The sequence below is a fragment of the Gordonia sp. Swx-4 genome, assembly GCF_030316175.1.
GTDB classification, from domain to species: domain Bacteria; phylum Actinomycetota; class Actinomycetes; order Mycobacteriales; family Mycobacteriaceae; genus Gordonia; species Gordonia alkanivorans.
In genome coordinates this window covers 3,887,586-3,913,697 of record NZ_CP128197.1, presented here as the reverse complement: position 1 = coordinate 3,913,697, position 26,112 = coordinate 3,887,586, and the positions used below count along the sequence as shown (strand labels likewise).

General features: G+C 67.2%; 28 protein-coding genes, 1 other RNA gene and 1 pseudogene. 18 read left to right on the top strand and 12 right to left on the bottom strand.

Going from position 1 to position 26,112, the window contains the following annotated elements:
• Positions 1-146: 146 nt before the first annotated feature.
• Positions 147-1,985 (bottom strand): flavin-containing monooxygenase, encoded by a 1,839-nt coding sequence (locus PWF70_RS17980; RefSeq protein WP_006357491.1) that lies wholly within the window; start codon positions 1,983-1,985, stop codon positions 147-149.
• Between the two features lie 162 nt (positions 1,986-2,147).
• On the opposite strand from PWF70_RS17980, the gene PWF70_RS17975 reads away from it, so the two are divergent.
• Positions 2,148-3,383: a helix-turn-helix domain-containing protein gene (locus PWF70_RS17975; RefSeq protein WP_006357492.1), complete on the top strand. Its 1,236-nt coding sequence runs from the start codon at positions 2,148-2,150 to the stop codon at positions 3,381-3,383.
• A 116-nt stretch (positions 3,384-3,499) separates the two neighbouring features.
• On the opposite strand, the gene PWF70_RS17970 is transcribed toward PWF70_RS17975, so the two are convergent.
• Together PWF70_RS17970 and PWF70_RS17965 are read right to left on the bottom strand one after the other, a co-directional pair.
• A complete protein-coding gene (locus tag PWF70_RS17970) occupies positions 3,500-4,186 on the bottom strand; it encodes a response regulator (RefSeq protein ID WP_006357493.1) in 687 nt (228 codons plus the stop codon).
• Positions 4,183-5,352: pseudogene (locus PWF70_RS17965) on the bottom strand (sensor histidine kinase). The gene PWF70_RS17970 and the pseudogene PWF70_RS17965 overlap by 4 nt, the downstream one beginning before the upstream one ends.
• Positions 5,353-5,517: 165 nt before the next feature.
• Between PWF70_RS17965 and PWF70_RS17960 the strand changes: the two are divergent.
• Entirely contained in the window at positions 5,518-6,123 is a 606-nt protein-coding gene (locus PWF70_RS17960) for a universal stress protein (protein WP_127962623.1), read from the top strand.
• 45 nt (positions 6,124-6,168) lie between these two features.
• Here PWF70_RS17960 and PWF70_RS17955 read toward each other — a convergent pair whose 3' ends face one another.
• On the bottom strand, positions 6,169-7,125 hold the full coding sequence (locus PWF70_RS17955; RefSeq protein ID WP_127962624.1) for an alpha/beta fold hydrolase: 957 nt from the start codon (positions 7,123-7,125) through the stop codon (positions 6,169-6,171).
• Positions 7,126-7,198: 73 nt separating this feature from the next.
• Between PWF70_RS17955 and PWF70_RS17950 the strand changes: the two genes are divergently transcribed.
• The 5 genes from PWF70_RS17950 (at position 7,199) to PWF70_RS17930 (ending at position 11,019) form a co-directional block, all read left to right on the top strand.
• Positions 7,199-7,642, top strand: a complete 444-nt coding sequence (locus tag PWF70_RS17950) for a MarR family winged helix-turn-helix transcriptional regulator (RefSeq protein ID WP_241548729.1) — start codon at positions 7,199-7,201, stop codon at positions 7,640-7,642.
• A 154-nt stretch (positions 7,643-7,796) separates the two neighbouring features.
• Positions 7,797-9,677, top strand: coding sequence for a propionyl-CoA synthetase (locus PWF70_RS17945; protein WP_241548730.1), 1,881 nt, complete (start codon positions 7,797-7,799; stop codon positions 9,675-9,677).
• Between the two features lie 14 nt (positions 9,678-9,691).
• Positions 9,692-10,174: a DUF6790 family protein gene (locus tag PWF70_RS17940; protein ID WP_241548731.1), complete on the top strand. Its 483-nt coding sequence runs from the start codon at positions 9,692-9,694 to the stop codon at positions 10,172-10,174.
• 15 nt (positions 10,175-10,189) lie between these two features.
• Positions 10,190-10,654, top strand: coding sequence for a fluoride efflux transporter CrcB (gene crcB, locus PWF70_RS17935; protein ID WP_241548732.1), 465 nt, complete (start codon positions 10,190-10,192; stop codon positions 10,652-10,654).
• Positions 10,639-11,019: a fluoride efflux transporter FluC gene (locus PWF70_RS17930; protein WP_006865487.1), complete on the top strand. Its 381-nt coding sequence runs from the start codon at positions 10,639-10,641 to the stop codon at positions 11,017-11,019. Before crcB ends, PWF70_RS17930 begins: the two co-directional genes overlap by 16 nt.
• Positions 11,020-11,097: 78 nt before the next feature.
• On the opposite strand, the gene PWF70_RS17925 is transcribed toward PWF70_RS17930, so the two are convergent.
• Positions 11,098-12,321 carry an acyl-CoA dehydrogenase family protein gene (locus PWF70_RS17925; RefSeq protein ID WP_127962628.1) on the bottom strand — a complete coding sequence of 408 codons (1,224 nt, stop codon included), beginning with the start codon at positions 12,319-12,321 and terminating at the stop codon, positions 11,098-11,100.
• Between the two features lie 26 nt (positions 12,322-12,347).
• Complete coding sequence (locus PWF70_RS17920) at positions 12,348-13,715, bottom strand: acyl-CoA dehydrogenase family protein (RefSeq protein WP_286352716.1); 1,368 nt, start codon at positions 13,713-13,715, stop codon at positions 12,348-12,350.
• 161 nt (positions 13,716-13,876) lie between these two features.
• On the opposite strand from PWF70_RS17920, the gene PWF70_RS17915 reads away from it, so the two are divergent.
• Positions 13,877-14,335 carry a DUF2752 domain-containing protein gene (locus PWF70_RS17915; RefSeq protein WP_006357504.1) on the top strand — a complete coding sequence of 153 codons (459 nt, stop codon included), beginning with the start codon at positions 13,877-13,879 and terminating at the stop codon, positions 14,333-14,335.
• Positions 14,336-14,353: 18 nt separating this feature from the next.
• The gene (locus tag PWF70_RS17910) at positions 14,354-15,013 is read left to right on the top strand and encodes an MBL fold metallo-hydrolase (RefSeq protein ID WP_006357505.1); all 660 of its coding nucleotides are present in this window, start codon (positions 14,354-14,356) and stop codon (positions 15,011-15,013) included.
• Between the two features lie 48 nt (positions 15,014-15,061).
• On the opposite strand, the gene hisN is transcribed toward PWF70_RS17910, so the two are convergent.
• A complete protein-coding gene (gene hisN / locus PWF70_RS17905) occupies positions 15,062-15,892 on the bottom strand; it encodes a histidinol-phosphatase (RefSeq protein WP_051405834.1) in 831 nt (276 codons plus the stop codon).
• Between the two features lie 19 nt (positions 15,893-15,911).
• Between hisN and PWF70_RS17900 the strand changes: the two genes are divergently transcribed.
• The 7 genes from PWF70_RS17900 (at position 15,912) to smpB (ending at position 21,258) form a co-directional block, all read left to right on the top strand.
• Complete coding sequence (locus tag PWF70_RS17900) at positions 15,912-16,313, top strand: hypothetical protein (protein ID WP_035750992.1); 402 nt, start codon at positions 15,912-15,914, stop codon at positions 16,311-16,313.
• A 78-nt stretch (positions 16,314-16,391) separates the two neighbouring features.
• Positions 16,392-17,507, top strand: coding sequence for a peptide chain release factor 2 (prfB, locus tag PWF70_RS17895; RefSeq protein WP_035751333.1), 1,116 nt, complete (start codon positions 16,392-16,394; stop codon positions 17,505-17,507).
• Entirely contained in the window at positions 17,504-18,469 is a 966-nt protein-coding gene (locus PWF70_RS17890; RefSeq protein ID WP_006357509.1) for a mechanosensitive ion channel family protein, read from the top strand. Before prfB ends, PWF70_RS17890 begins: the two co-directional genes overlap by 4 nt.
• Positions 18,469-18,954 (top strand): Rv3103c transmembrane domain-containing protein, encoded by a 486-nt coding sequence (locus PWF70_RS17885; protein WP_006357510.1) that lies wholly within the window; start codon positions 18,469-18,471, stop codon positions 18,952-18,954. Before PWF70_RS17890 ends, PWF70_RS17885 begins: the two co-directional genes overlap by 1 nt.
• Before the next feature lie 89 nt (positions 18,955-19,043).
• Positions 19,044-19,730 (top strand): cell division ATP-binding protein FtsE, encoded by a 687-nt coding sequence (ftsE, locus tag PWF70_RS17880; protein ID WP_006357511.1) that lies wholly within the window; start codon positions 19,044-19,046, stop codon positions 19,728-19,730.
• Positions 19,731-19,785: 55 nt separating this feature from the next.
• Positions 19,786-20,694 carry a permease-like cell division protein FtsX gene (gene ftsX, locus PWF70_RS17875; protein WP_127962631.1) on the top strand — a complete coding sequence of 303 codons (909 nt, stop codon included), beginning with the start codon at positions 19,786-19,788 and terminating at the stop codon, positions 20,692-20,694.
• Positions 20,695-20,781: 87 nt separating this feature from the next.
• Positions 20,782-21,258, top strand: a complete 477-nt coding sequence (smpB, locus tag PWF70_RS17870; RefSeq protein ID WP_075863866.1) for an SsrA-binding protein SmpB — start codon at positions 20,782-20,784, stop codon at positions 21,256-21,258.
• Positions 21,259-21,277: 19 nt separating this feature from the next.
• On the opposite strand, the gene PWF70_RS17865 is transcribed toward smpB, so the two are convergent.
• On the bottom strand, positions 21,278-21,634 hold the full coding sequence (locus PWF70_RS17865; RefSeq protein WP_127962632.1) for a hypothetical protein: 357 nt from the start codon (positions 21,632-21,634) through the stop codon (positions 21,278-21,280).
• 130 nt (positions 21,635-21,764) lie between these two features.
• Between PWF70_RS17865 and PWF70_RS17860 the strand changes: the two genes are divergently transcribed.
• Together PWF70_RS17860 and ssrA are read left to right on the top strand one after the other, a co-directional pair.
• Positions 21,765-22,319, top strand: coding sequence for a TetR/AcrR family transcriptional regulator (locus PWF70_RS17860; protein WP_075863864.1), 555 nt, complete (start codon positions 21,765-21,767; stop codon positions 22,317-22,319).
• A gap of 62 nt (positions 22,320-22,381) precedes the next feature.
• Positions 22,382-22,757: a transfer-messenger RNA gene (gene ssrA / locus PWF70_RS17855) on the top strand.
• A gap of 53 nt (positions 22,758-22,810) precedes the next feature.
• Here the strand turns inward: ssrA and PWF70_RS17850 are convergent.
• The 4 genes from PWF70_RS17850 to PWF70_RS17835 all read right to left on the bottom strand — a co-directional run bounded on the left by PWF70_RS17850 (position 22,811) and on the right by PWF70_RS17835 (position 26,030).
• A complete protein-coding gene (locus PWF70_RS17850; protein WP_279938886.1) occupies positions 22,811-23,353 on the bottom strand; it encodes a hypothetical protein in 543 nt (180 codons plus the stop codon).
• Between the two features lie 111 nt (positions 23,354-23,464).
• Positions 23,465-24,340, bottom strand: a complete 876-nt coding sequence (locus PWF70_RS17845; protein ID WP_279938887.1) for a metal ABC transporter permease — start codon at positions 24,338-24,340, stop codon at positions 23,465-23,467.
• Positions 24,337-25,110, bottom strand: coding sequence for a metal ABC transporter ATP-binding protein (locus PWF70_RS17840; RefSeq protein WP_075863860.1), 774 nt, complete (start codon positions 25,108-25,110; stop codon positions 24,337-24,339). Before PWF70_RS17840 ends, PWF70_RS17845 begins: the two co-directional genes overlap by 4 nt.
• Positions 25,107-26,030, bottom strand: coding sequence for a metal ABC transporter substrate-binding protein (locus PWF70_RS17835; RefSeq protein ID WP_279938888.1), 924 nt, complete (start codon positions 26,028-26,030; stop codon positions 25,107-25,109). The genes PWF70_RS17840 and PWF70_RS17835 overlap by 4 nt, the downstream gene beginning before the upstream one ends.
• Between the last annotated feature and the right edge of the window lie 82 nt (positions 26,031-26,112).

The following is a 26,112-nucleotide window of genomic DNA, read 5'->3' as shown; positions in this document are numbered from 1 at the left end:
AGGAAACCCACCGGTTTTCCGTACTTCCACCCCCTGACCGGGTGGTGGATCTACGGAAAAAGGGTGGGTGTGCGGCCGGCTCGGGCCACAGACATGAGAATGCCCCGCGATCTCCTCGTCACGGGGCATTACTCGTCTTCAGGTACTCAGCTGAGGTGATGCACTTCGGCCAGTCCGTAGACCGGAGTGTCGAGACCCTCGTACCGAGCCTTCAGCTGGAGTGCCAGGTAGAGGGAGTAGTGCCGGGACTGATGCAGGTTGCCGCCGTGGAACCAGAGGCCAGGCTGCTGCGTCGGCTTCCACATGTTGCGCTGCTCGCCCTCCCACGGGCCGGGATCCTTCGTGGTGTCCGATCCCAGTCCCCATACCTTGCCGACGCGGTCGGCGACGTCCTGTCCCATCAGGTCAGCGGCCCAGCCGTTCATCGATCCGAACCCCGTTGCGTAGACCACGACATCGGCCTCGAGCTCGGTGCCGTCGGCGAGCACGACGGAGTTCTCGGTGAGGTGATCGAGCTGTCCCTGAACCAGCTTGATGGTCCCGTTGGCGATGAGCTCGCTGGCGCCGACGTCGATGTAGTAACCCGAGCCGCGTCGTAGGTACTTCATGAACAGGCCCGAGTCGTCGTCACCGAAGTCGAGTCTGAAGCCGGCCGCCTCGAGACGGTCGTAGAACTCCTTGTCCTGCTCGCGGATCTGGTTGTAGACCGGCACCTGGAACGCGTGCATGATCCGGTAGGGCAGCGACGCGAAGGTCAGGTCGGCCTTCTTGGTGGTCATGCCGGAGGCGACGGCCTCCTCGCTGTACAGGCCGCCGAGGGCGATCGACCGCAGCGAATCGGACTTCACGATATGCGTCGACGAGCGCTGCACCATCGTGGCGTCGACGCCGTTGTCGACGAGGGCTTTGCAGATGTCGTGAGCCGAGTTGTTCGACCCGATCACGACGACCTTCTTGCCGGCGTAGGCGTCGGGACCCGGGTGCCGGCTGGAGTGATGCTGCTCGCCGGCGAAGATGTCCTGACCCGGCACCGTGGGGATCGAGGGCTTACCGGACATGCCCGTCGCGAGTACGAGCTGCGTCGGGTGGAGCGTGAGGCGTTCGCCGTCGCGGTCGAGTTCGACCGTCCAGCGTTCCTGGTCCTCGTCGTAGTTCGCCGACAGGCAGGTGGTCTTGCTCCAGTAGGGCACCTCCATGACCTTGGTGTAGAACTCGAGCCAGTCGCCGATCTTGTCCTTGGGTGCGAACACCGGCCAGTTCTCGGGGAAGGGGAGATAAGGGAGGTGGTCGTACCAGACCGGGTCGTGCAGGCAGAGGGACTTGTAACGCTTACGCCACTGGTCGCCGGGCCGGTCGTGACGGTCCACGACGACCGACGGCACCCCGAGCTGTCGAAGGCGTGCCCCGAGCGCGATGCCGCCCTGTCCGCCGCCGATCACGAGGACATAGGGCTGGGCAGTCCGGCCGAGCTCGCGCTCCTCGTCGGCCTTCTTCTCCGCCCACGATCGGGTGTCCGGATCGGAACCGTGCACGGCACCGAGCACGCGGGTCGGACCGCGGCTCTCCTCGTAACCCTTCAACTCCTGCATGGTCGTGAGGAGCGTCCAGGCGCGGTCGACGCCGTCGGCGTCCGGACGGATGCGTACATGGCCCTCGCAGCGTCCGACGGCGGTCTCGAACGAAAGGAAGGCCGACGCCACGCCGTCGCCGTCATCGGTGGCGTCCTCGGTCGTCGCGAAGCCCGCCGGCCGGGTGTCGGCCAGGCGTGCGGTCAGCATGTCGCTGATCTGCTCGTGGCCCTCGACCGTCTTGATGTTCCAGGTGAATGCCGTGAGATCGCGCCAGTAGCTGTCGGTGAGGAACGCACTCGTCGCACGCCCGACATCCAGCGCGGCCAGCGCAGCTTCGAACTCCTGCAGCCACGCGTCGACACGCTGCTGTGGGGTGCGGCCGGTGCTGACAACCGGCTCCATCGTCTGGGTCATCGTCTCTCCTCAAACAGTTCGGGGTGGCGCCGATAGTGACGCGGGCCACAATCTTGCTGAGGACAGCAGACGCCTCGGGTGCCCGCGCCGGCAAGGGTTGCAGTCCGTTGCGACCCGTCCCCTCGTTGCATCGCTTCTGTGATGTGACGCACAATCTTGGTAATGACGATTTCCGACCACGTCTCCGATCTGGAGCCTGCCGTACAGGCCGGCGACGATCCGCGGGAGTTCGCCCACGTCCTCAGCGCCGTCCACGACGCCGCTATGTCGGGTGGGCGGATGCCGGCACGTCCGCGGGCCGTCATCGACGACTCGTGGCAGCGGCTTCGCAGGGCAGGCCTCTCTCCGGACGCCGACACCGCGGTCGAGCGGGGCCTGGACTTCGAAGAACTCGAGGAGCGGCGACGCCAGTCGGGACTGATCGAGGTCGTCGATGAACTCGCACGCAATCTGGACTCGTTGATCGCGGACGGGGACAACATCCTGGTCATCGCCGATGCACGAGGTCACGTGCTGTGGCGCAGCGGGTCGTCGAGGGTGCTCAGTCGTGCCGATCAGCTGGGGTTCATCGAGGGCGCCGACTGGGCAGAGGGTTCGGTGGGCACGAATGCGATCGGCACCGCACTGATGTCCGGCAAGTCCATCCAGGTGTTCTCCGCCGAGCACTTCGTCCGCAGCCACCACTCCTGGACGTGCACCGGAGCTCCGATCAAGGACCCGCGGACCGGAGACGTGCTCGGCGTCGTCGACGTCAGCGGTCCGGCGGCAACGATCCACCCGACCACCCTGGCGCTCGTACATGCCGTCGCGCGGTTGGCCGAGTCGCAGCTGCGGGAACAGCATCACCGACGGCTCGATTGCCTCCGGGCGGTCGCAGCGCCGATTCTCGCCCGCTCGCCGGGGCCGGCGTTGGCCGTCGACGTGGACGGCTGGGTGGCGGCCGTCGATGCGGTGTCCCCACGATCGCGGCTGTTGTTGCCGCGCGGTGTCGGACCTGGCCGGTCCTTCTTCGGTGCACTCGGCGAATGCGATGTGGAAGCGTTACCGGGCGGCTGGCTCGTGCGCGTCGCCGATGCCGCGGATGCGTCGACGACGCGGGTCTCGATGCGAACGGTTGTCGCCGCTTCCGGAGGTGAGTGTGTCGAGGTCTCGGTCGAGGGAGCCAGTGGCGGCTGGACCCATCGGTGTTCGCCCCGGCACGGTGAGATACTCACCTTTCTCGCGCGGCACCGTAGCGGGGTGACCGCTGCGCAGATGTCGGCGCACCTCTTCGGCGTCGACGATCGGACGGTGACCGTCCGCGCCGAGATGTCCCGGCTGCGCAAGCGTTTCGGCGGTCTGCTGATGGCGGGACCGTACCGCTTCGCAGACGGCGTCGAGGTGCGCCTGGCCGGCTGAGAACTGCCCTGCAAACCGCTCCTGAGATCAACACACCTGGAGCGTCACCGCGGACATGTCGTCGTCGACAGCCCTGCTGAGGGTGCGTTTGAGGGGCGGATTCCAGTGGCTCCCGGTCAGTCGTACTCGGCCAGGACGAGTCCCCGGTCGTAGGCGTAGACGATCGCCGCGGCGCGGTCCCGCAGGTCGAGCTTGGTGAAGATGTGGTTCACGTGAGTCTTCACCGTCACCTGCGAAATGCCCAGTGCCGAACCGATTTCGCCGTTCGTCAGGCCGCGGGCGATCAGACGCAGGACGTCGGTCTCGCGGTCGGTCAGATCCGGTGCGATCGAGGTCTGCTCACGCCCGGCGCGTCGGAAACCGTTCAGGACACGTTCGGTGACGGCGGGATCAAGGAAGGCGCCGTCGCGGACCACGGCCCGGACCGCCCAGATCAGGGCCTCTGCCGACGAGTCCTTCAGGATGAAACCCGCGGCGCCGGCACGCAGTGCGCCGGACAGCAAATCGTCGTCGTCGAAGGTGGTCAGTACGAGCACCGGCGGGGGTTCGCGGAGTGTCCGCAACATCGTCGTGGCGGTGATGCCGTCGATGTTCCGCATGCGCAGATCCATCACCACGATGTCCGGTCGGTGTTCGGCTACCGCCGCGAGAACCTCTGAGCCGTCGGCACATTCTCCGACTATGTCGAAACCGTCCCGAGGGCGGAGTATGCGTCGGAGTCCGGTGCGGACCAGTTCCTGGTCGTCGACCAGGAGGACTCGGATCGGGTCGGTGCCGATGTCGGTGGGACCGGTGGAGGTCATACGCCGATCCCGTCGGTCATGACCCGGGCCGGGAGCGTGGCCCGTACGGTCCAGGTCCCGTTGTCGTGGCAGGTCTCGAAGGTGCCGCCGAGCAAGGCGGCCCGTTGCGTCATGCCGTCGATCCCGGCGCCGTCGCGATCTCTCGCCCGTCCGCCGAAGTGTGGGTTCTCGATGGTGATCTCGACCGAGTCGCCCACAGTGACGCTCACCGTGGCCCGGTTGGCAGTCGAGTGTTTGACGACGTTGGCGAGGGACTCCTGCGTGATCCGGTACAGGGCAGCGGAGACCGGATCGGGGAGCGCGGCGAGGTCGCCGTCCACGCGGTGGGAGACGTGGATGCCCGCCTTCCGGTAGTCGTCGATCAGCGCGGCGAGATCGCGATCGCTGGGCGGAGTCGTGGGCGGCTGTGTCTCGTTCGCGCCGAGCACGTGCACGATGTTCCGGATCTCGGACATGGCCTGCCGGCCCTGGCGTTCGGCGTCGGTCAGGGCGTCGATCGCATCGTCGACGTCGCGGTCCTGTTCCAGTGCGCGCCGCGCGCCGGTGACGTTCAGCATGGTGATCGACAACGAGTGCGCGATGACGTCGTGGATCTCCCGGGCGATGCGGCGTCGTTCGTCGCTGGCGGCGCGATCGGCACGCTCACGCAGGACCCGGGCGCGGTTGTCGGACAGACGTTTCTGGATCAGGACCATGTATCCGATCAGCCAACCGCAGGCGACGCCGAGCGCGTACAACGCGGGGGACTCGAGGCCACCGAAAATTCCGAACGCCACGACCAACGCGACTCACACGACCGCGACGCGGATTCCGGTGCGCAGTGAGTACATCGCGGCACCGATGGCCGCCGTGAGGGTCAACTGCAGGGGCGCGGCATCGTTGGGTACCGGGGCCATCAGGAAACACAGAGTGCTCGCCAGCACGGTGAAGCAGACGTACGTCGACGGCGGCACGCTGAGATCGAGGACGAGTGTCAGGCATGCGAGCACGAGTCCCGCGATCACCCAGCCGAGATGATCGAACGGGTATCGCTGCGCCACCGCGACCGCCGTGACGACCACGCTCGCCGACAGGATCACCGCGGGGTACAGCGGGGGATAGTCTCCGCCGGCGCGTTCGACCCGACGCCGCAGTTCGGCTCCGAGGTCTGCTGTGAAGCTCGTCACCGTTCCAGAATAGGTCCGCAGCCCGCGCCCGCTTCCTCCCACCGATGGATTCCGACCTCCACCCACGGGTGGATGTCAGTTCATCCCACAGCATGGCGATTCGGGGTCTTCGCCTCCATAGCGTTGTGAGCAGCACGTTTACATCACTGGCGAGAGGACGAGACGATGATGCTGCTCCCCGGACCCAACGGCCCGCAATGGGTCGCGTCACCCGCTGTTCCGGAACTACACGGACTGTCCGCGGGACGCCCGGTGGTCGTCGGCGTCTCCGGAAGCGAGGCGTCGCGTCGGGCCATCAAGACCGCCGTGCGCGCGACCGGAGGGACGTCCGACGTGATTCTGGTCTGCGCGACACGACGCAGCCGGCGAGACGAGGCCCCGACCGGACTTCACGATGCACTCAAGGACGAGTCCTACCTGCTGAGCGGGCAGGCCACGGTCGCCGAGCAGCTGCGGACCGCGCGTGAACTCGCGATCTGGCTCGGCGCGCGATCGGTGGTGACGGCCACCGACCTCGGCGACCCGGTCGCGGTGATGCAGCGGGCTGTCGAGCGCTTCGGCGCCGGGGCGGTCGTGCTCGGTACCTCCGGTCGTCGGCCCGGGTGGACGGCGAGGTCCCTCGCCCGGCACCTCGATGCCGAGGTGGATCTCGTCGTCACCGATGGGACACGGCATCACCGTCGCCGGTTCACGACCCGGGAGGCATCGCTCCGCACCCTCCGCTGGACACCGGAATGGACCGTTCCGCAACGCGGCCTTGCCTCCCGCTGAACGCTTGGGAGTATGTGCACATGCGCATCACCGATGAGGCACGTCTCAGGGAGATCGTCGGGCATCCGATCCTGGTGGTGGAGACCGCAAGATCCTGTGCTGATTCCCTTCGACACGCTCCTCCGCAAGTTCGACCGCGTCGAGCAGCGCGGTGATGATCTCGTCCGCGGGCTCGAGCGGCAGCGTGTGATGAGTTCCGCTGGGCAGCATCACGGTCCGCGCATCGGGTAAGTACTGCCGAACCCGAGCAGAGACGCGGGCCGAGTCATGTGCCCTGCTGTGTGGTGCGAACACCGCGGTGACGTTCTTGCCGCCGGCCAACCTCGAGAGCGCTTCTGATGAAGGGCGTTTGGGGACGATTGTCCGGCCGGTGGGGAAGCGTGCTCCGGCCCAGTACATCTCGATCCACGTGCGGTCGAGGGTGGCGTCGCGGGTCTCCCACGACAGGAATCGGCGCTGCCGCTCCGGGTTCGGGGCGAGGAGCGTCGGCAACGCGTGGGTGAGGTAGCCCAACCGCAGGCCCGCGAAGCACGTAGTCGGGTCGAGGAGGACGAGTCGCCGCACCCGCTCGTGGTTGATGCCGGTCGCGTAGGCCAGGGCGATCATCGCGCCGTATGAATGGCCGACCAGGTCAACGGTTTCGAGTCCGAGGTCGTCGAACACCGCATCCAGCCAGGCCATCAGTTCGTCGGCGGTGCGCGGCCGGCCGGGTCCTGGGCGAGAGCGGCCGGCGTCGCCGATGATGTCGACCGCATGAACCCGGCGCCTCTCCGCGAGACGTCCGGCCACGTTCACGTACGACGCGGACGTGCCGCCGCCGCCCGGGAGCAGGACGATCGGCGCCTCCGGTGCGGTGCCGTAGCTGTTGACGCGAGTCACTCCGTAACCGGTCTCGATGTCGATCGGGCGAGCGCCTCCGCGGGCGATGAGTGCGTCGTAGGCGGCGAAGAACCCAGCGCCGTCGGGGGAGTCGGCGAATTCCTGCAGTGACGGTCGTGCCATGCATGCCTCCGATGACCATGTATCTCGATTATCGAGAGATTAGATCATCGAGCGAATGTCGTAGAGTGATTGCGTGGCATACGACGACCTGGTCCACCGCCTGCGGTCCCTGACCGTCGAGCTGGAGTTGCTCGGGTCCGAGTTTGCGGCGCGAAACGTCCTGCACGCCACCGATGTGCGTGCCCTCATCGCCCTGCTCGACCGCTCGAGGGCCGAGGAGGTCGCGACCCCAGGCTGGCTCGCCGGTCACCTCGGGCTCAACTCCGCGTCGACGACCGCGTTGATCGATCGGCTGGAGGGCCGCGGTCTCGTCTCGCGAGCACGCGACGAATCCGACCGTCGACGGGTCACGCTGCACGTCACCGAGCAGGCCCGGGAGATGGGGTGGGCGTTTTTCGGGCCGCTCATCGACCGAGTTCGTGCCGTCGCCGACGGCTTCTCGGCGGCTGACCTCGACACCGTCAGGTCCTTCCTCGACCAGGTCACCGACGCGGTGGCGGAGTTGCGGCAGATCTGATCGAGCACCGCGGGCAACCGTTCGTCGCGTCCGGGCTACCGGTCGGCGCAGGTCACGAGAACTGATTCGGTGTCGGGCGTCACACCGATACGCTCTAGGGGCGGCGTGACACGTGTGGGTGTCCTGCCATGCGCGTGAGGACGAAAGGATGGCCATGGGCCGGTACAGCAAGGCATTCACCCAGGCGGTCAGCGACCGCGAAGGCTTCTGGCTCGAGGCCGCGAAGGCCGTCGACTGGACCACCGAGCCCACCCGCGCCCTCGACGACTCGGCCGCGCCGTTCTACCGGTGGTTCCCCGGCGGCGAGCTGAACACCTCGTACAACGCCCTCGACCGCCACGTCGCGGCCGGACAGGGTGACCGTACGGCCCTCATCTGGGACTCGGCGATGGTCGGCGAGGTCCGCCGCTACACCTACGCCGAACTGCTGGACGAGGTGTCCCGGTTCGCGGGCGTCCTCGTTGCCCGCGGCATCACCTCCGGCGATCGCGTCGTCATCTACATGCCGATGATCCCGGAGGCCGCCATCGCGATGCTGGCCTGCGCGCGGATCGGTGCCGTGCACTCGGTGGTCTTCGGCGGCTTCGCCGCACCCGAGCTCGCCACCCGAATCGACGACGCCGAGCCGGTCGCGATCGTGACCGCCTCCGGTGGTCTCGAACCCGGACGCGCGGTCGAGTACCTGCCGATGGTGGCCAAGGCGATCGAGCTGTCGGCCAACGCGCCGCAGACTGTCATCGTCAAGGACCGTCCCGAGATCGCCGGTTCCGCTGCCGATCTCGACGGGTGGCTGGACTGGGACACGGCGATGGCCGACGCCCAGGCCGCCGATCCGGTACCGGTTGCCGCGACCGATCCGCTCTACATCCTCTACACCTCCGGCACCACCGGAAAGCCCAAGGGTGTGGTCCGCGACAACGGAGGCCACGCCGTCGCGCTGACCTGGTCGATGAAGAACATCTACGACATCTCCGCGGGCGACGTCTGGTGGACGGCCTCCGACGTCGGCTGGGTCGTCGGCCACTCCTACATCGTCTATGCGCCGCTGCTCGTCGGTGCGACGACCGTGATGTACGAGGGCAAGCCGGTCGGAACCCCGGACGCAGGCGCCTTCTGGCGGGTCATCTCCGACCACGGCGTCAAGGCGCTCTTCACCGCACCGACCGCGATCCGCGCCGTCCGCAAAGCCGACCCGAACGCCGAAGAGCTGGCGAAGTACGACGTGTCGTCCCTGCAGACGTTGTTCGCCGCAGGCGAGCGACTCGACCCCGACACCTTCACCTGGGCGTCGAACACCCTCGGCGTCCCGGTCGTCGACCACTGGTGGCAGACCGAGACCGGCTGGGCGATCGCGGCGAATCTCCGTGGCCTGGAACCGATGCCGATCAAGGCGGGTTCGCCCACCGTGCCGGTACCGGGTTATGCCGTGGGCGTCGTCGATGCCGAGGGCAAGCCGGTGTCGGCCGGGGAAGAGGGCAGCATCGTCATCGAGTTGCCGCTGCCGCCGGGGACGCTCGCCGGTCTGTGGCGCGACGAGGACCGCTACCGCAAGTCCTACCTGGCCGCCTTCGACGGTTACTACCTCACCGGCGACTCCGGTTACGTCGACGAAGACGGCTACGTGTTCGTCCTCGGCCGCTCCGACGACGTGATCAACGTTGCCGGACACCGCCTTTCGACCGGAAGCATCGAAGCTGTGGTGGCGTCGCACCCGGCCGTCGCCGAGTGCGCGGTCATCGGCATCCACGACGACCTCAAGGGGCAGCGGCCGAGCGGGTATGTGGTGCTCAAGTCCGGCGTCGACATCGAGGCCGACACGCTGCGCAGTGAACTCGTGGCCAAGGTGCGTGAGGAGATCGGCGCGGTCGCAACCTTCCGCGACGTGACCGTGGTGCCGGCCTTGCCGAAGACGCGGTCGGGCAAGATCCTGCGCAAGACGATGCGCCAGATAGCCGATCACGAGGAGTACACGGTTCCGTCGACCATCGAGGACCCGGACGTGCTGACCGCGCTCGCCGAACAGCTGAAGGGCTGAGAAGGTCCGACGCCGTGAGCGACCGCATCCTCCGTATCGCGATAGCCGTCGTCCCCTTCGTCGGACTCGTCGGCACGGTCGTCATGACCGTGATCGATGCGCTGTCACCGGGAGGTGACCTCGGCCGGGATCTGCTCGAGAACTCGGTGCTGTGGATGATCGGTGTTCAGGGCTGGATGACCGGTTGTGGACACATGTTCTTCGGTGAGCCGATCTCGGACTCGATCGGCTGGCCGTCGAAGACGCCCTGGCAGTGGGAGGTCGGGCTCGCGAGTCTCGCGACCGGTGTCCTGGGTGTGATCGCGTCGGGGTTCGGCGACGAGTTCACCCTGGCCACGATCATCGCGTTCTCCGTGTTCTACCTGGGCGCCGCAGTCGGGCACGTGCGAGAGATGGTGACCAGGCGAAACTTCAAGCCGGGCAACGCCGGACCGATCTTCTTCTTCGACGTCCTGGTGCCGGTCTACCTGATCGTGTTGTACACCGTCGTCACCTAGCGCAGACTGGGTCGCGTGCAGGTGGACAAGCACGACGAACTCCCCGTCGACCCCGACGAACGTCCGCTGCACCTGCGCGTGCACGCTCTGGCGTGGGTGTTCGCGGGCGGGCTGATCGGTACGGGCGTGCGGTACTGGGCGGAGGAGACGTTTCCCTCCGCCGAGGGACACTGGCCGTGGGCGACTTTCGCGGTCAACGTCATCGGTGCGTTGGTCCTCGGTGCGCTCCTCGAACTGCTTGCCCGCCTCGGGCACGACGAGGGGTGGCGTCAGCGGGTGAGGCTCTTCGGCGGTACCGGCATCTGCGGGGCGCTGACGACCTACAGCACCTTCGCACTGGAGATCTCGGAACTGACACGGGCCTCGGCGGTCGTGACCGCACTCGCGTATGCGGTGGTCAGCGTCGTCCTCGGTCTGCTGACGGCAGCCAGTGGCATCGCGCTCGCCTCGGGGTTCGCGACTCGATGGGCACGACGTTGATCGCCCTGGCCGTGATGGTTGCGGGAGCGCTGGGCGCGGTGACGCGCTTCGTCGTCGACGGCGCGGTCAAGTGGAAGTGGCCGACCATCACCCCGTGGGGCACCTTCGTCATCAACGTGAGCGGTTCGGCGCTGCTCGGTGTACTCGCCGGTCTGGTGCTGTTCCACGGTGCACCGCATGAACTGCAGGCGATCATCGGGACCGGATTCTGCGGTGGCTACACGACTTTCAGCACCGCCAGCTTCGAGGTCGTCCGCCTGGCGGAGAACAAACAGCGACTGGTCGCCGGTGCGTACGCAGTCCTCACCCTGCTCGTGTCGGCGGCGGCGTGCGCAGCGGGTTTGGCTGTGGTCTGGGCGGTCTGAGGCGAGCCGTCTCTCGACAGCGAATCGTCCCCGCCACCTCGATGAGGTGGCGGGGACGAATGCTGTTGCGTCAGGCGCTCACTTGAGCTCGGCGCTGCTCTTGTTGAGCACGCGGCGGGCGATGATGAGGTTCTGGATCTGCTGGGTGCCCTCGAAGATGTCCAGGATCTTGGAGTCGCGCGCCCACTTCTCCACCAGAAGGCGCTCCGAGTAGCCGAGGGTGCCGGTCAGCTCGACCACCTTGTTGGTGATGTCGGTGACGGTGCGTCCGGCCTTGGCCTTCGACATCGACGCCTCGGTCGAGTTCGGCTGCTTGTTGTCGGCCATCCACGCGGCGCGCATGGTGTGCAGGTAGGCGGCCTCGAAATCGGCTTCCATGCGCAGGAACTCGGCGGCGGCGGCGTGCTGGTCGGCGGCCGGACGGTCGTAGTCGACCTCGACCCCGGCCTCGTCGAGGATACGGCGCAGCTCCTCGAGTGCCGCACGCGCGACACCGACGGCCATACCCGCGACGAGGGGGCGCGTGTTGTCGAAGGTCTGCATGACCCCGCCGAACCCCTTCTTGGTGTCGACCTCGGGGGAGCCGAGCAGGTTCTCCTTGGGGATGCGGCAGTTCTCGAAGCGGATGACCGCGGTGTCGGAGACGCGGATGCCCAGCTTGTGTTCCAGGCGAACGACTTCCACGCCGGGGTGCTCACGCGGGACCACGAAGCTCTTGATGGCGGCACGGCCGAGGCTCTTGTCGACGGTCGCCCACACGACGATGTGGGTGGCACGCGAGCCGGCGGTCACGAAGATCTTCTCGCCGTTGATGACGTACTCGTCGCCGTCGAGCGTCGCGGTGGTGCTCACCGCGGCCGAGTCGGAGCCGAAGCTGGGTTCGGTGATGGCCATCGCGGCCCACACCTTGCCGAACTGCTCGAGCTGCTCGTCGGTGGCGACCGCGGCGATCGCCGAGTTGCCCAGGCCCTGATAGGGAATGGACAGCATGAGGCCCACGTCGCCCCACGAGGTCTCCATGACGTTCACGACGGACTGCATGTTGCCGCCGTTGACGACCTGGCCCTCGGCCTTGGGCTTGGCCTTCTTCTGCTGGCTGCGGCCGCCGTCGGCGCCCGCGCCGGCCTGCCCGGTCTCCGAGAGGCCGTCGTACAGGCTGGCCAGGGTGTCGAGCTCGACCGGGTAATCGTGTTCGCGCAGATCGTATTTGCGCGAAATGGGCCGGAAGATCTCCGCCGCCGCCTGATGTGCCTGATCGATGGTGACGTGCAGCTTCTTCGGGAGTTCGAGATTGATGCTCATGTCAGATTCCTTGGGTCACAAGCGGTCTAGAGGACGATGATGCCTTCGCCGATACCGGCGCCACGCAGGTCGCGGTACCAGCGCTCGACCGGGTGCTCCTTGGTGAAGCCGTGGCCGCCGAGGAGCTGGACGCCGTCGAGGCCGATCTGCAGCCCCTTGTCGATGGTGAGCTTGCGAGCGAGGGCCGCTTCGCGGGCGAAGCTCAGGCCCTGCTCGGCGCGGGCGGCGCCGCGCAGCGTGACCAGCCGGATCGAGTCGACCTCGGTGGCCATGTTCGCGACCATGAACGCCACCGCCTGGCGGTTGGAGATCGGCTCGCCGAACGCCTCGCGCTCGTTGACGTAGGGGATGACGTAGTCGAGAACGGCGCGCGTGGTACCGGCAGCGAGTGCCGACCAGCCCAGGCGCGACAGGCGTACGACGTCGCGGTATGCGGCGTGGGCGGCGTCGCCCTCGCCGGCGAGCAGCGCCGACTCCGGGACGGCGACATCCTGCAGGAGCAGGCGACCCATTCCGGCGGCGCGGACGCCCATGCCGGGATCGGCTTCGACGATGAGGCCCTTGGAGTCCGACTCGACGAGGAACAGGGCGGGCTTGCCGTCGAGCTGCGCGCCGACGACGAACAGCTCCGATGACCCGGCGGCGGGGACGAAGGACTTCACGCCGTTCAGGCGGTAGCCACTGGGAACGCGGGTTGCCTTGGTGCTCAACGCGAATGCGTCGAACAGCGGCTTCGGCTCGGCGATGACGACAGCCGACTGCGGCACGTTCTCGCCGGCGAAGTCGGGCAGGTAGGTGCGCTGCTGGGAGTCGGTGCCGAAGTTGGTGAGGGTGGTGGCGACGCCGCTCGGTGCGAGCAGCGGGAGAGCCAGACCCATGTCGCCGTAGGCCATCGCCTCGGCGACGAGTGCGTTGGTGACCACGCCGCGCTCGGTGGCCGCGCCGTCGAGATCCTCGGGCACGTTGATCATCGTGATGCCCAGCTCGGCCGAGCGCTTCACGATGTCCTCGGGCGCGGTGGCTGCGGCGTCGGCGTCGTACGCGGCGGGGCGCAGGATCTCGGTGGCGAAGTCCTTCACCGTCTCCGCGATCATCTGCTGCTCGTCGTCGGGCGTGAGGTTGAAGTAGTCCTTGGGCGCGGTGGTCAGACGCTTGGCGTCACCCGAACCGCCCTGGACGGACTTGAACGCGCGGTTCGCCGCGCCGAGGGTCTGGAACCCGGTCTTGGCGGCCTGGTAGGCCACGCGGTTGATGGGCTCGCGGATCTTGTATTTCTCGGCGAACTCCGAACCCGTCACCGTCGAGAGCACCCGCATCGCGGTGCCGATGAAGTTGCGGGGATGTGGGTTTCGGCCGACTGCGGAGGTGTCGCGCGGTTCGGTGTGAGTTGTCATGATCACCAGCCGTTTCTTCCAGTCGCCCCGGTCAGGGGCCTCTGCACAGGACTTTGCGGACCGATCTTACTCGGTAGTAAGTCCAGACCTTACTCCGTAGTAAGAAGTTTGTCACCTACTTCTCCGACACCGTCGTACGGCCTGCGCGCTAGGCTGGCCGGGTGACCGTGCAAGCCCGCTCCGACCTGCGCTTATCGTCGAGCGGCGCACTGGGCGCGGCGGTCGTCGGACTCGCCGGCGCCGCTGCTGTCGGAGCCGCCTGCGTGTTCACGCCTGCCGGGATCGCCGATGGTCCGGGAATTTGCCCGTTCGCGATGATGACGGGCCTGCCGTGCCCGGGGTGTGGACTCACCCGCAGCTGGGTGGCCTTCATGCACGGCGACGTCGGGGCGTCGTTCCGCTTCAACGTCTTCGGTCCGATCCTGCTCGTCCTGACGGTCGTCACCGTTGTCGTCGCGGTCGCAACCCTGGTGCGGCGGAGGAGGTCTCCGCTCGAGGGCTGGCGCGACGTCGTGCTGGGTCGTGCGGGCGCCGTCCTCCTGGGGACGTGGTTGACCTACGGACTGGTGCGCGTGGTCGACGCCGCGGCGGGGTGGGGGATCTTCCCGATCGTGGTGTGAAGAAGGCAGAGTGGACGTATGCAGATCACCCACTTCGGCCACTCCTGTCTGCTCGTCGAGATCGACGGGACCAAGGTGCTCTTCGATCCGGGCAACTTCTCGCACGGCTTCGAGGGCATCAACGGTCTCGACGCCATCCTCATCACCCACCAGCACCCCGACCATTGCGACGTCGCGAAGCTGCCCGACCTCGTCGCTGCCAACCCCGACGCCGTCCTCTACGCCGACCCGCAGACCACCGCGCAGCTCAACGGCGACAACGTGGCCGGCGCCTGGACCGCGGCGCGCGGTGGCCACCAGATCGAGATCGGTTCGCTCACCGCACGATTCACCGGCGGCCGGCACGCGGTCATCCACCCGGAGATCCCGGTCATCGACAACGTCGCCTACATCCTGGGCACCGCCGAGAAGCCGGGACAGTTCATGCATCCGGGCGACTCGTTTTACATCCCCTTCGAGCAGGTCGACGTCCTCGCGTTGCCGTCGGCCGCGCCGTGGATGAAGCTCAGCGAATCGGTCGACTACCTCCGCGCGATGGCGCCGCGGGTCGCCGTGCCGATCCACCAGGCGGTCTTGTCCGACGCCGGGTCCGCCGTCCACTATGCGCGGCTGGCCGACATGAAGGACGAGGCGACCGAGTTCAAGGTGCTCGACGAGGAAGCCGGTACCGAACTGTAGGTCGGCTCACCGGCCCTGCGTGGCTCGTCGCTTATCGCTCCTCGCACGTCAGGGAGCGGATGGGCTGAGCGCGGCGAGCACCTCGTCGTGGAGGAGTCCGTTGCTGGCGACGGCGCTGCCACCGGCGGGGCCGGGGGTCCCGTCGAGTGCGGTGAACTTGCCGCCCGCCTCGCGGACGAGGATGTCGAGGGGGGCGAGGTCCCAGAGGGAGACCTCGGGTTCGGCGGCGATGTCGACCGCGCCCTCGGCGACGAGGCAGTAGTTGAAGAAGTCGCCGTAGCCGCGAACGCGCCAGACCTGGTCGGTGAGGTCGACGAAGCGGTCGCGGATGCCGCGGTCGGCCCAGCCCGACAGGCTCGAGAAGGCCAGGCTCGACGAGGAGAGGTCGCCGACTCCGGACACCGAGAGTTCGCGGGCGTCCTCGCCGTCGAAGCAGGTGTGGGCGCCGAGCCCCGTGGCGGCCCACCAGCGCCGGCGCAGGGCTGGGGCGGACACCACGCCGACGGTGGGCACACCGTCGACGAGCAGGGCGATCAGCGTGGCCCAGACCGGGACGCCGCGCACGAAGTTCTTGGTGCCGTCGATGGGGTCGATGACCCACTGACGGCTGGACAGGGTGGCGTCCCCGCCGAACTCCTCACCGAGAACCATGTCGGCGGGCCGGCGGGCGGCGAGCCGTTCGCGGATGAGTGTCTCGCAGGCGAGGTCGGCGTCGGAGACGGGCGTGAGGTCGGGCTTGTCGTCGACGCGGAGGTCGACCGCCCCGAACCGGTCCGTGGTCAGCGCGTCGGCGGAGTCGGCGAGCGACAGCGCGAGTTCGAGGTCGTCGTCGTAGCTCTGTGAGGTGCTGGGGTTTCTCGGACCGGAGTCGGCGGACATGCCCGGTAGGGTAGCCCTCATGCTGCTCACCGTGACGTTCACCCTGTTGCTGGCTGCACTGGTGGTGGTGCTGGTCCTGCAGTGGCAGCGGGGACGCAATCCGCGGGCCATGTCCGCAGGGAAGGCCTCGCAGTACGTGCAGGGCACGCTGACGATCGTCGGCGTCTCCGACAACCAGTCCGATCCGCAGAGCGCCGCCGACAAGAACGGGCAGCGTTTCCACACCATCACCGGAACCATCGTCGGACCCGAGACCAACCCGACCGAGGTGTACGGAACCCTCGTGCTCGGACCCGACGATCCGTGGCCGCAGGTGGGTGACGACCTGCCGGTGATCTACAAGCCGAACAAGGCGGTGACGTCCTGGCAGTTCGGCGTCCTGCCCGATCCGCAGCCGCCCGCGGGACCCGGCGGCTTCTGAACCGCGGGACCCGGCGGCTTCTGAACTGCGGGGCCTGACGCTGTCTGACCCGGCCCGCGGCCGGTACTCTGGATGATTGTGCATCCCGACGTGACCGCAGACCTCGAATCCCTCGACGCCACCTTGACCACCGTGGAAAAGGTGCTCGACCTCGAGGAGCTCCGCCGTCGCATCGACGAGCTGGAGATGCAGGCCTCGGATCCGGACCTGTGGAGCGACCAGGACCACGCGCAGAAGGTCACCAGCGAGCTGTCGCACGCACAGTCCGAACTGCGCAAGGTCTCCGAGCTTCGCCAGCGCCTCGACGATCTGCCCGTGCACTACGAGCTCGCCGAGTCCGAGGAGGGTGAGGACAGGGCCGCGGCCCTGGCCGACGCAGACCAGGAGCGGGCCGGCCTGCGCGCCGACATCGAGGCCATGGAGGTCAAGACGATGCTCGCGGGTGAGTACGACTCCCGCGAGGCCGTGGTCAACATCCGTTCCGGCGCCGGTGGCGTCGACGCCGCCGACTGGGCGCAGATGCTGATGCGCATGTACATCCGCTGGGCCGAACAGAAGGGCTACGGCGTCGAGGTCTACGACACCTCTTATGCCGAAGAAGCCGGACTCAAGTCCGCCACCTTCGCCGTGAAGGCGCCCTACATGTACGGCACCCTGTCCGTGGAGCAGGGCACCCACCGCCTCGTACGGATCAGCCCCTTCGACAACCAGAGTCGCCGTCAGACCTCGTTCGCCGAGGTCGAGGTGCTGCCGGTGGTCGAGACCACCGACCACATCGACGTCGACGAGAACGACATCAAGGTCGACGTCTACCGCTCATCGGGCCCCGGTGGTCAGTCGGTCAACACCACCGACTCCGCGGTGCGCCTGACGCACATCCCGACCGGCATCGTCGTGACCTGTCAGAACGAGAAGAGTCAGCTGCAGAACAAGGCGTCGGCGATGCGCGTGCTGCAGGCCAAGCTCCTCGAGCGCAAGCGTCAGGAGGAGCGCGCCGAACTCGACGCCCTCAAGGGCGACGGCGGCTCGAGCTGGGGTAACCAGATGCGTTCCTACGTGCTGCACCCGTACCAGATGGTCAAGGACCTGCGAACCGGCGTGGAGGACAACAACCCGACCGCGGTCCTCGACGGCGAGCTGGACAAGTTCATCGAGGCCGGTATCCGCTGGCGTATGGCGTCCGCCGAGGCGTGATCGTGCAGCCCGGACTCGAGCTGCTGGCCGCTGCGCCGTCCCCGACCGAACTCCTCATCGGTCGGGTTTATGTCTGGCTGGCCACCAGCGGCCTCGAGATCGTCATCTGGATTCTCGGGGCCGTGCTGCTGGCCCGCGTCATCCGATGGTTTGCCGGCAAATATGCCGCTCGGGTGGAGACGAGGTTCTCCACCAGCGACCTGATCGTGCAGACCGAGGACGCCAAACACCGACGGGCGCTGGTCGACGTGGTGGCGTGGACGCTGATCGTGGGCATCGCCATCGTCGTCGTCATCCATATCCTGGGAGTGTTCGGGATCCCGCTCAGCGGCCTCACCGGCCCGACCGCGGTCATCGGCGCGGCCCTCGGTTTCGGCGCGCAGCGCATCGTGCAGGACATCCTGGCCGGATTCTTCGTCGTCGCCGAGAAGCAATACGGTTACGGCGATGTGGTGAACCTGACGGTGACCGGCAACGCCCCGGCCGAGGGAACCGTCGAGGACGTGACCTTGCGGGTGACCAAGCTTCGCACCACCGAGGGTGAGGTCATCACCGTCCCCAACGGCCAGATCATCAAGGCCACCAACCTGTCGAAGGACTGGGCGCGCGCCGTCGTCGACGTGCCGGTGCCGTCCGAGGCCGACATCGGGCTCGTCAACGACACCCTCGACCGGGTCGGGCACCAGTTCTACGAGCTGCCGCGCTGGCACGACATACTGCTCGACGCGCCGTCGTCGCTGGGCGTGATCAACCTCGAACTCGACTCCATCACCGTGCGCATGGTGACGCGGACCCTACCGGGCAAGCAGTTCGAGGTGGGCCGTGCGCTGCGTGTTCACATCATCCGGGCCCTCGCCCGCGAGGGGATCATGGTGCCTGCCGGGCGTGAGGTCCAGGCCGCGGGCGGACCGCCGGCGACCCTGGCCGATCAGACCGGTCGCGACCGGGACGAGGACGAGTGATGGCCGGGTCCCAGGAGAATCAGTCCGACCAGTCGGGGTCGGGTGGCCAGGACGACGGTCGTCGTCGGCGCAGCTTTCGATGGGATCAGCACATCGGACGGACGTCGATCCGCATCAGCACCGCGATCCTCCTCGTGGTTTTCATCCTCTGTTGTGTCCTCTACGGCTACACCTCGCAGCGCTACGGCATCGTCTCGCCGGAACCGCCGCGGCCCGCGCCGAGGACATCGCAGGTCGTCGAGGAGCCCACCTACGAGGAGCCGTTGCCGTCGACGACCTACGAGGAGTCCACCTCGAAGACGCCGTCGGGGTCGACGACCGGTGAGCCGGGGGTCGAGGGCGGGACCGACGCGCCGCTGCCGCCGGGGGAGACCCGGTCCCCGTCACAGCAGTCCGCCCCGCGCAACACCATCCCCGGTCTGCCGGGCGTCGAGATCCCGAATTTCGGCGCCCCGACGCCGACCACTCCGGTTCCGACACGCTGACGCCCACGCAACCGCAGGTCAGTGCCTTCTTCGACGCAGTGCGTCGCGCCTGAACGGACTCTCAGGCGTCGTCGTTACACTGGCTCATCGTGATCAAGCTGGAGAACGTCACGATGCAGTACAAGGCATCCTCTCGGCCGGCTCTGAAGGATTTGAGCTTCGAGGTCGACAAAGGGGAGTTCGCGTTCCTGATCGGTCCGTCCGGCTCGGGCAAGTCGACGTTCTTCCGGCTGCTGCTCAAGGAGGACCGGCCCACGAGCGGCGACGTGTACCTCGGTGAGTTCCACGTCAACAAGATGCCGGCCCGTTCGGTACCGAAGCTACGACAGTCCATCGGCTGTGTCTTCCAGGACTTCCGGCTGCTCCAGAAGAAGACGGTCGCCGAGAACGTCGCCTTCGCGCTCGAGGTGATCGGCCGGCCGAAGTCGACGATCCAGCGCGTCGTGCCCGAGGTGCTCGAGTACGTCGGTCTCGAGGGCAAGCACGACCGCATGCCCAACGAGCTGTCCGGTGGCGAGATGCAGCGCGTGGCCATCGCCCGCGCGATCGTCAACCGCCCGCTCGTGTTGCTGGCCGACGAGCCGACCGGAAACCTCGATCCCGAGACCAGCGAGGAGATCGTCGACGTCCTCGACCGCGTCAACCGTCGGGGCACCACGGTGGTCATGGCCACCCACGACCGGCACATCGTCGACGCGATGCGCCGCCGCGTCCTCGAATTCGACAACGGGCAGCTCGTGCGCAACGACCCGCAGGGTGTGTACGGAATCGGCTGACGGCTCAGCCCACTTCCGACACACAACAACGACCCCCAAGGACGTCTGAGCAAGCATGCGAGCGAATTTCATCATCAGCGAGGTTCTCAACGGACTGCGCCGCAACGCGACCATGACCATCGCGATGATCATCACCACGGCGATCACGCTGGGAATGTTCGGCGGCGGTCTGTTGGTGATCCAGATGGCCGACAAGAGCCAGAAGATCTTCCTCGACCGGGTCGAGATGGAGTTCTACCTCAATCCCGAAGTCACCGAGCGCGATCCGCAGTGCGAAGCCGATCCGTGTGCTCAGCTGCGACGGGGACTCGAGAACGAACCGGGCGTCACCTCGGTGACGTACCTCGACAAGGACGAGGCCTACAAGCGCGCGAAGGAGATCTTCGCGAACAACCCCGACCTCGCCGAGAACATCGTCGAGGGCACGCTTCCGGCGTCGCTGCGGGTGCGGGTCTCCGATCCCGCCCAGTTCGATGCGGTGCTCACCGAGTACGCGGGCCGAAAAGACCTGGGCGTGGACGCATTCAAGGACGACCGCAAACTGGTGCAACGCATCTTCAGTGTGCTCGACGGGGTGCGCAACGCGACGTTCGCGATCGCCTCGGTGCTCGCGGTCGCGGCGATCCTGTTGATCATCAACACCGTCCAGATCGCGGCGTTCACCAGACGCACCGAGGTGTCGATCATGCGCCTGGTGGGCGCGACGCGGTGGTACACGCAGTTGCCGTTCCTGTTGGAGGCGGTGGTGTCCGCCCTTGCGGGTGCGTTGCTGGCAATCGGTGGACTGCTGCTGGCGAAGAAGTTCTTCTTCGACACCGCGCTGAAGGAGCTCTACGGCGTCAGCTTCTTCGCCCGCATCGAGCTCACGGACGTCTTGTTCGTGGCGCCGTGGTTGATTCTCGGCGGAATCGTGTTGGCGGGCGCAACGGCTTATGTCACCCTTCGTGTGTACGTCCGGGAATGAGCGGACCCGCCGCCGGCGTTCCACACAAGCTTGACTACGGTCTATTCGACCCTGCCAACCGTCGATCCACGAGGAGGTGAGTGCTCGATGCCCAGGGAAAAGGGACGCAACGTGATTGCGTCGAACCGCAAGGCGCGGCACAACTACACCATCCTCGACGTCTACGAGGCCGGCATCGTCCTCGTCGGAACCGAGGTGAAGAGCCTGCGCGCCGGTAAGGCGTCACTCGTGGATGCGTTCGCCACGATCGACGACGGCGAGGTCTGGCTGCACGCCCTGCACATCGCCGAGTACGGCCAGGGCTCGTGGACCAACCACTCGGTTCGACGCAAGCGGAAGCTGCTGATGCATCGGCGCGAGATAGACAACCTGATCGGCAAGATCCGCGACGGCAACCTCACGCTCGTGCCGCTGTCGATGTACTTCAGCGATGGACGCGTGAAGGTCGAGCTGGCGCTGGCCCGCGGTAAGCAGGCCCACGACAAGCGTCACGACATCGCCAAGCGGACCGCGCAGCGTGAGGTCGAGCGTGAGGTCGGCCGGCGCGTGAAGGGAATGGGTTGACCGACCGGGCCGTGACGGCTCAGGCGGCCTTGTACAGGCGGGTGCCCTCGGTGGGTTCGGGCGCCACCGTATGTCCTTTCCGCCGGTAGGTACGCTCGTACCGCTCGACCTGCGCGCGGTAAAGGGGAGGCGTCATCGGGTCCGTGTACACCCGGACGTCGCCACCTCGTTGACTCTCGGCGGCCTGCGCCAGCTGGAGACGAAACGCTGCGACCGCGAGTACGAACAGTACGACCATCGCAGTCCCGGACGGCCACGCGGAACCGCCGAACTGGCCGGCGAGAGTCAAGAGAAACACCCCCATGCTGACGAACCCGAGCAGCAGGATCAGGTAGCCGATGAACCCGTGGGACTTCGGCTGGGTAGTGGTGCGCATTCATCCTCCTCGAAACGATCGATACATCCTATGTAGCGCTACGCTCACTGTAGCGATACACGATGTGTAGCACCTGAGTGCTCCGTGCTATTCCTGATGCATCGATTACGGCGACGAAGGGTGTCTGCAGGTGCCTGCTGACAGCGGCTCGAAGATCATCACGGCTGCGCTGGAACTGCTGCGCGCGAAAGGTCCGGCCGGTGTGACGATCGAGGCGGTCGCGGCACATTCCGGCGTCGCGCGCACGACCATCTACCGGCGGTATCGGAACCGGGACGAGATGTTGACCGCGGCGCTCGTCGCCGTGGGGACGCCGCCGGCCATCGACGAGGAGCTGTCGGGGGAGCACCGGCTCCGCTGGGTGGTCCGGCAAGCGGCATCGATGGTGTCGGACGGTATCGGGTTCGGTGGGATGGCGGCGCTGCTCACCGACGCCGACCCCGCGTTCACCGAGATCTTCCGCACGGCGCTGGCGAAGCACCGAGCTGATCTCGCGGCCGTCGTCGACGACGGCAAGCGTCGTGGCCTCGTCGGACCGACTGTGGACCCCGACACCCTGATCGACGGCATCGTCGGGACGCTTGTGGCGGAGAAGGCGAGGTCAGGGCGTGTCAGTGACGACTGGGAGGACCGCGTCGTCGAGATGTACGCCCCCATCGTGCTCGTGCGGTCGAAACGGGAATGAAGTCCGCTGTCCGACTTGTTAGACTTAAGTGCTCGCCGACTTCGGTCGGTGGGTACCTCCTCGGGGCTGATCGGTTTCGACTACGTGCGTCGAGGTAGGGGAAGCGTGTCGGTGCAGGCTGGAGACCACCGTATAAGCGTCGCAGCAACCAATTAAGCGCCGATTCCAATCAGCGCGACTACGCCCTCGCTGCCTAAGTAGCGACGGCTAGTCTGTCGGCCCGGATTGTGCTCCCGAATCCGGATGCCGGCATCATCTCAGGGGGCTCACCGTCCTCGCCGGTCGCGGGCGAGGTCGGAAAATCAAACAGCGACTGGGATCGTCATCTCGGCTTGTTCGCGTGACCGAGAGATCCAAGTAGAGACATAGCGGACTGCACACGGAGAAGCCCTACCAACACGACGGAGGACCCGGGTTCAATTCCCGGCAGCTCCACGGCAGAGCGCCCCACCTGTTCGCAGGTGGGGCGCTTTGCGTTGGGGCCCGATCGGTCAGCTGGGCTGGGATTGCTGCCCGGCCGACGGCTGCGGGCTTGGCGTCTGGCCGCCCGGTGCATCTGTCGAAGCGCCACCCGGTTGCTGACCGCGCGGTCCCTGGAAGTCCGGACGTCCTTGGCCATTCGGGCCGGGCATTCCGTTCCCGTCGGGTCCGCCGCGGAAGCGCGGGGGCGGGCCGCCGTGACCGTCCATGCGGTGCCAGTCGCCGCCGTGGCGCGAGACCCCGACGGGGTGGTGGTCCGAGGTCGTGTCGCCGGTGATGTATCCGGCGCCGAAGCCGAGTGCGCCGGCGATGATCGCCACACCCAGACCGCCGGCGACGAGGATCGGTGTCTTCGACTTGGCCGCGGTGATCGTCGGGGAATCAGCGGTTGCGGGGGCTGCCGGAGTAGATGGGGCAGGGGGCGCCTCGGACATCGGCTCGGTCGGCTGGTCGTCGGCGGGCGTGACCGGGGTCGTCGCCGCGTCTTCATGGGCATCGGGAGCGCGACCCGGTTCGGGCGCCTCGGGCGTCGGATTGTTCGGCGTTGTGTTCATGGCTCTCTCCTTCAAGGAAAAACCGGGTTCTTCCCGGGAAGTGAACGCCATGATGCGCACGCTGTCTGGAGCGACGCTGTTGCTTACCTGTACATCTGCTGGGAACGGTCCTCAGGCCGCGGCCGCGTCGGCCAGGGCGTTCTCGCGGTGACGACGGCGCTTGCTGATGACGCCGTGGGTCGGGCTGAACAGGAAGACGAGCAGGAACAGGATCCCCTGCACCAGAACGACCATCCCGCCGGGCGAGGTGTCCTGGTAGTAGGACACGTACAGGCCGATCACACCGCACAGAGCCGAGGTGGTCGGCGCGATGACGAGCATCCGGGTGAAGCGGTTGGTGAGCAACTGCGCGGTGGCGCCGGGGATGATCAGCATCGCCACGACGAGCACGATGCCGACGACCTGCAGCGCGGTCACGGCCGTGAGAGCCAGCAGGGCGAGAAGTGCCGCGCCCAACAGCCTCGGGCTGAGGCCGATCGCGAAGGCATGTGTCGGGTCGAACGCGTAAAGGGTGAAGTCGCGACGCTTGAGCAGCAGGATCACCGCGACAATGGCACCGAGGATGGCGATCTGGATCAGGTCGGACGTCGAGACGCCGAGCAGGTTGCCGAAAATGATGTGGTTCAGGTCTGTCTGGCTCGGCGTCACCGAGATCAGAACCAGGCCAAGTGCGAACAGCGTCGTGAAGACGATGCCGATCGCGGCGTCCTCCTTCACCCGGCCGCCGTCGCGGACCGCGCCGATCATCGCCACCGAGAGGAACCCGAAGACGACCGCCCCGATGGCGAAGGGGATTCCGACGATGTAGGCGAGCACGACACCCGGCAGCACCGCGTGCGAGACGGCGTCACCCATGAGTGACCAGCCGATGAGCACCAGCCAGCACGACAACAGCGCGCACACCACCGATGCGATCAACGTGGCCCACAGCGCCCGGGTCATGAAGGCGTAGGCGAACGGGTCGAGGAGGTGGTCGACGATGCTCATGACGCCTCCTCCTGCCGGTCGCGGGGAGTCTGTTCGGTTCGGTCCAGTGGGTCGAGTCCGAACGCGCGGATCAGATTGTCGGTGGTGATGACCTCGGTCGGATCGCCCTGTGCGACGACCCGGCGCATCAGCAGGATCGCCTCGTCGGCGAGGGTCGGCAGGACCGCGAGGTCGTGCGTGGAGACCAGGATCGTCACGCCGGAGTCGGCGAGCTCGCGCAGCAACGCGGTGATCGTGGCCTCGGTGCGTTTGTCGACGCCGGCGAACGGCTCGTCGAGAAGCAGGATCGAGGCCTCCTGTGCGATGCCGCGGGCCACGAAGGCGCGCTTGCGCTGGCCGCCGGAGAGCTGGCCGATCTGGCGGTCGGCGTACTCGGTGAGCTCGACGCGGGCGAGAGCCTCGTCGACGGCGTCGTGGTCGGCACGCTTGGGTCGTCGGGTGAAGCCGAGATGGCCGTAGCGACCGGTCATCACGACGTCGCGCACCGACAGCGGGAACGACCAGTCGATGACCTCGGACTGCGGAACGTATCCGACGAGGCCGGACTTACGGGCAGCTGTCGGGTTCTTGCCGGCGAGCGTGACCGAGCCGGTGGTCGGGGTGACCGATCCGACGATGGTCTTGAACAGCGTCGACTTTCCCGATCCGTTCATGCCGACGAGCGCGCAGACGCGGCCGGTCGGAACGCGTACGGAGGCGTGATCGAGTGCGAGGATTCGGCCGTAGCGCACGGTGACGTCGTCGACCTCGATGGCGTGCGAGGTGATCATCGGTTGTCTCCCGTCAGTCCCGACACGATGGTCCGGGCGTCGTGTCGGATCAGATCGAGGTAGGTGGGCACCGGGCCGTCGGCCTCGGAGAGCGAGTCGACGTACAGGGTGCCGCCGAAGCGGGCGTCGGTGGCCCCGACCACCTGCTGCATCGCGGCGTCGGACACGGTCGATTCGCAGAACACCGCAGGCACCCGGTTCGTGCGGACGAAGTCGATGGTCGCGGCGACCTGCTGCGGGGTGGCCTGCTGCTCGGCGTTGACCGGCCAGATGTAGCGCTCGGTGAGTCCGGCGTCGCGTGCGAGATAGGAGAAGGCGCCCTCGCAGGTGACCAGTGCGCGTTCGTTGGGCGGCAGGCGGTCCAACGCCGCGACCAGGTCGGTCTGCACCTGCTGCAGTTGCCGTTTGTACGCCGCGCCGTTGGCCGCGAAGATCTCCGCGCCCTCCGGGTCGAGGTCGGTGAACGCGTCGACCAGGTTGTCGACGTAGATGCCGACATTCACCGGAGACATCCACGCATGCGGATTCGGTTTGCCCGCATAGGCATCCGAGGCGATGTTGATCGGATCGATGCCGTCGCTGGCGACGACGTGCTCGACGTCGAGTCCGTCGACGAACTGCCCGAACCAGGCCTCGAGGTTGAGTCCGTTGTCGACGACGAGGGAAGCGGTCGCGGTGCGTCGGACGTCGCCGGGTGTTGGCTCGTAACCGTGGATCTCCGCTCCCGGCTTGGTGATCGACTCCACGCGCAGACGGTCGCCCGCGACGTTCGACGCGATGTCGGCGAGCACGGTGAAGGTCGTCAGCACCACCTTCTCGTCGGGGAGCCGGCTGGACAGGGTGCAGCCCGAGACGACCGTGCACAGGGCGATGATCAGCGCCCCGACGGACAGCAGTCGACGAGCGCGCACCTTGGGCATGCCGACACTATAGTTTCGGGCGTCCGAACTTTCCAGCCGAGGGTGGCCGAAAGTCTGCGAGAAGGCACTGTCCCCGCGACCA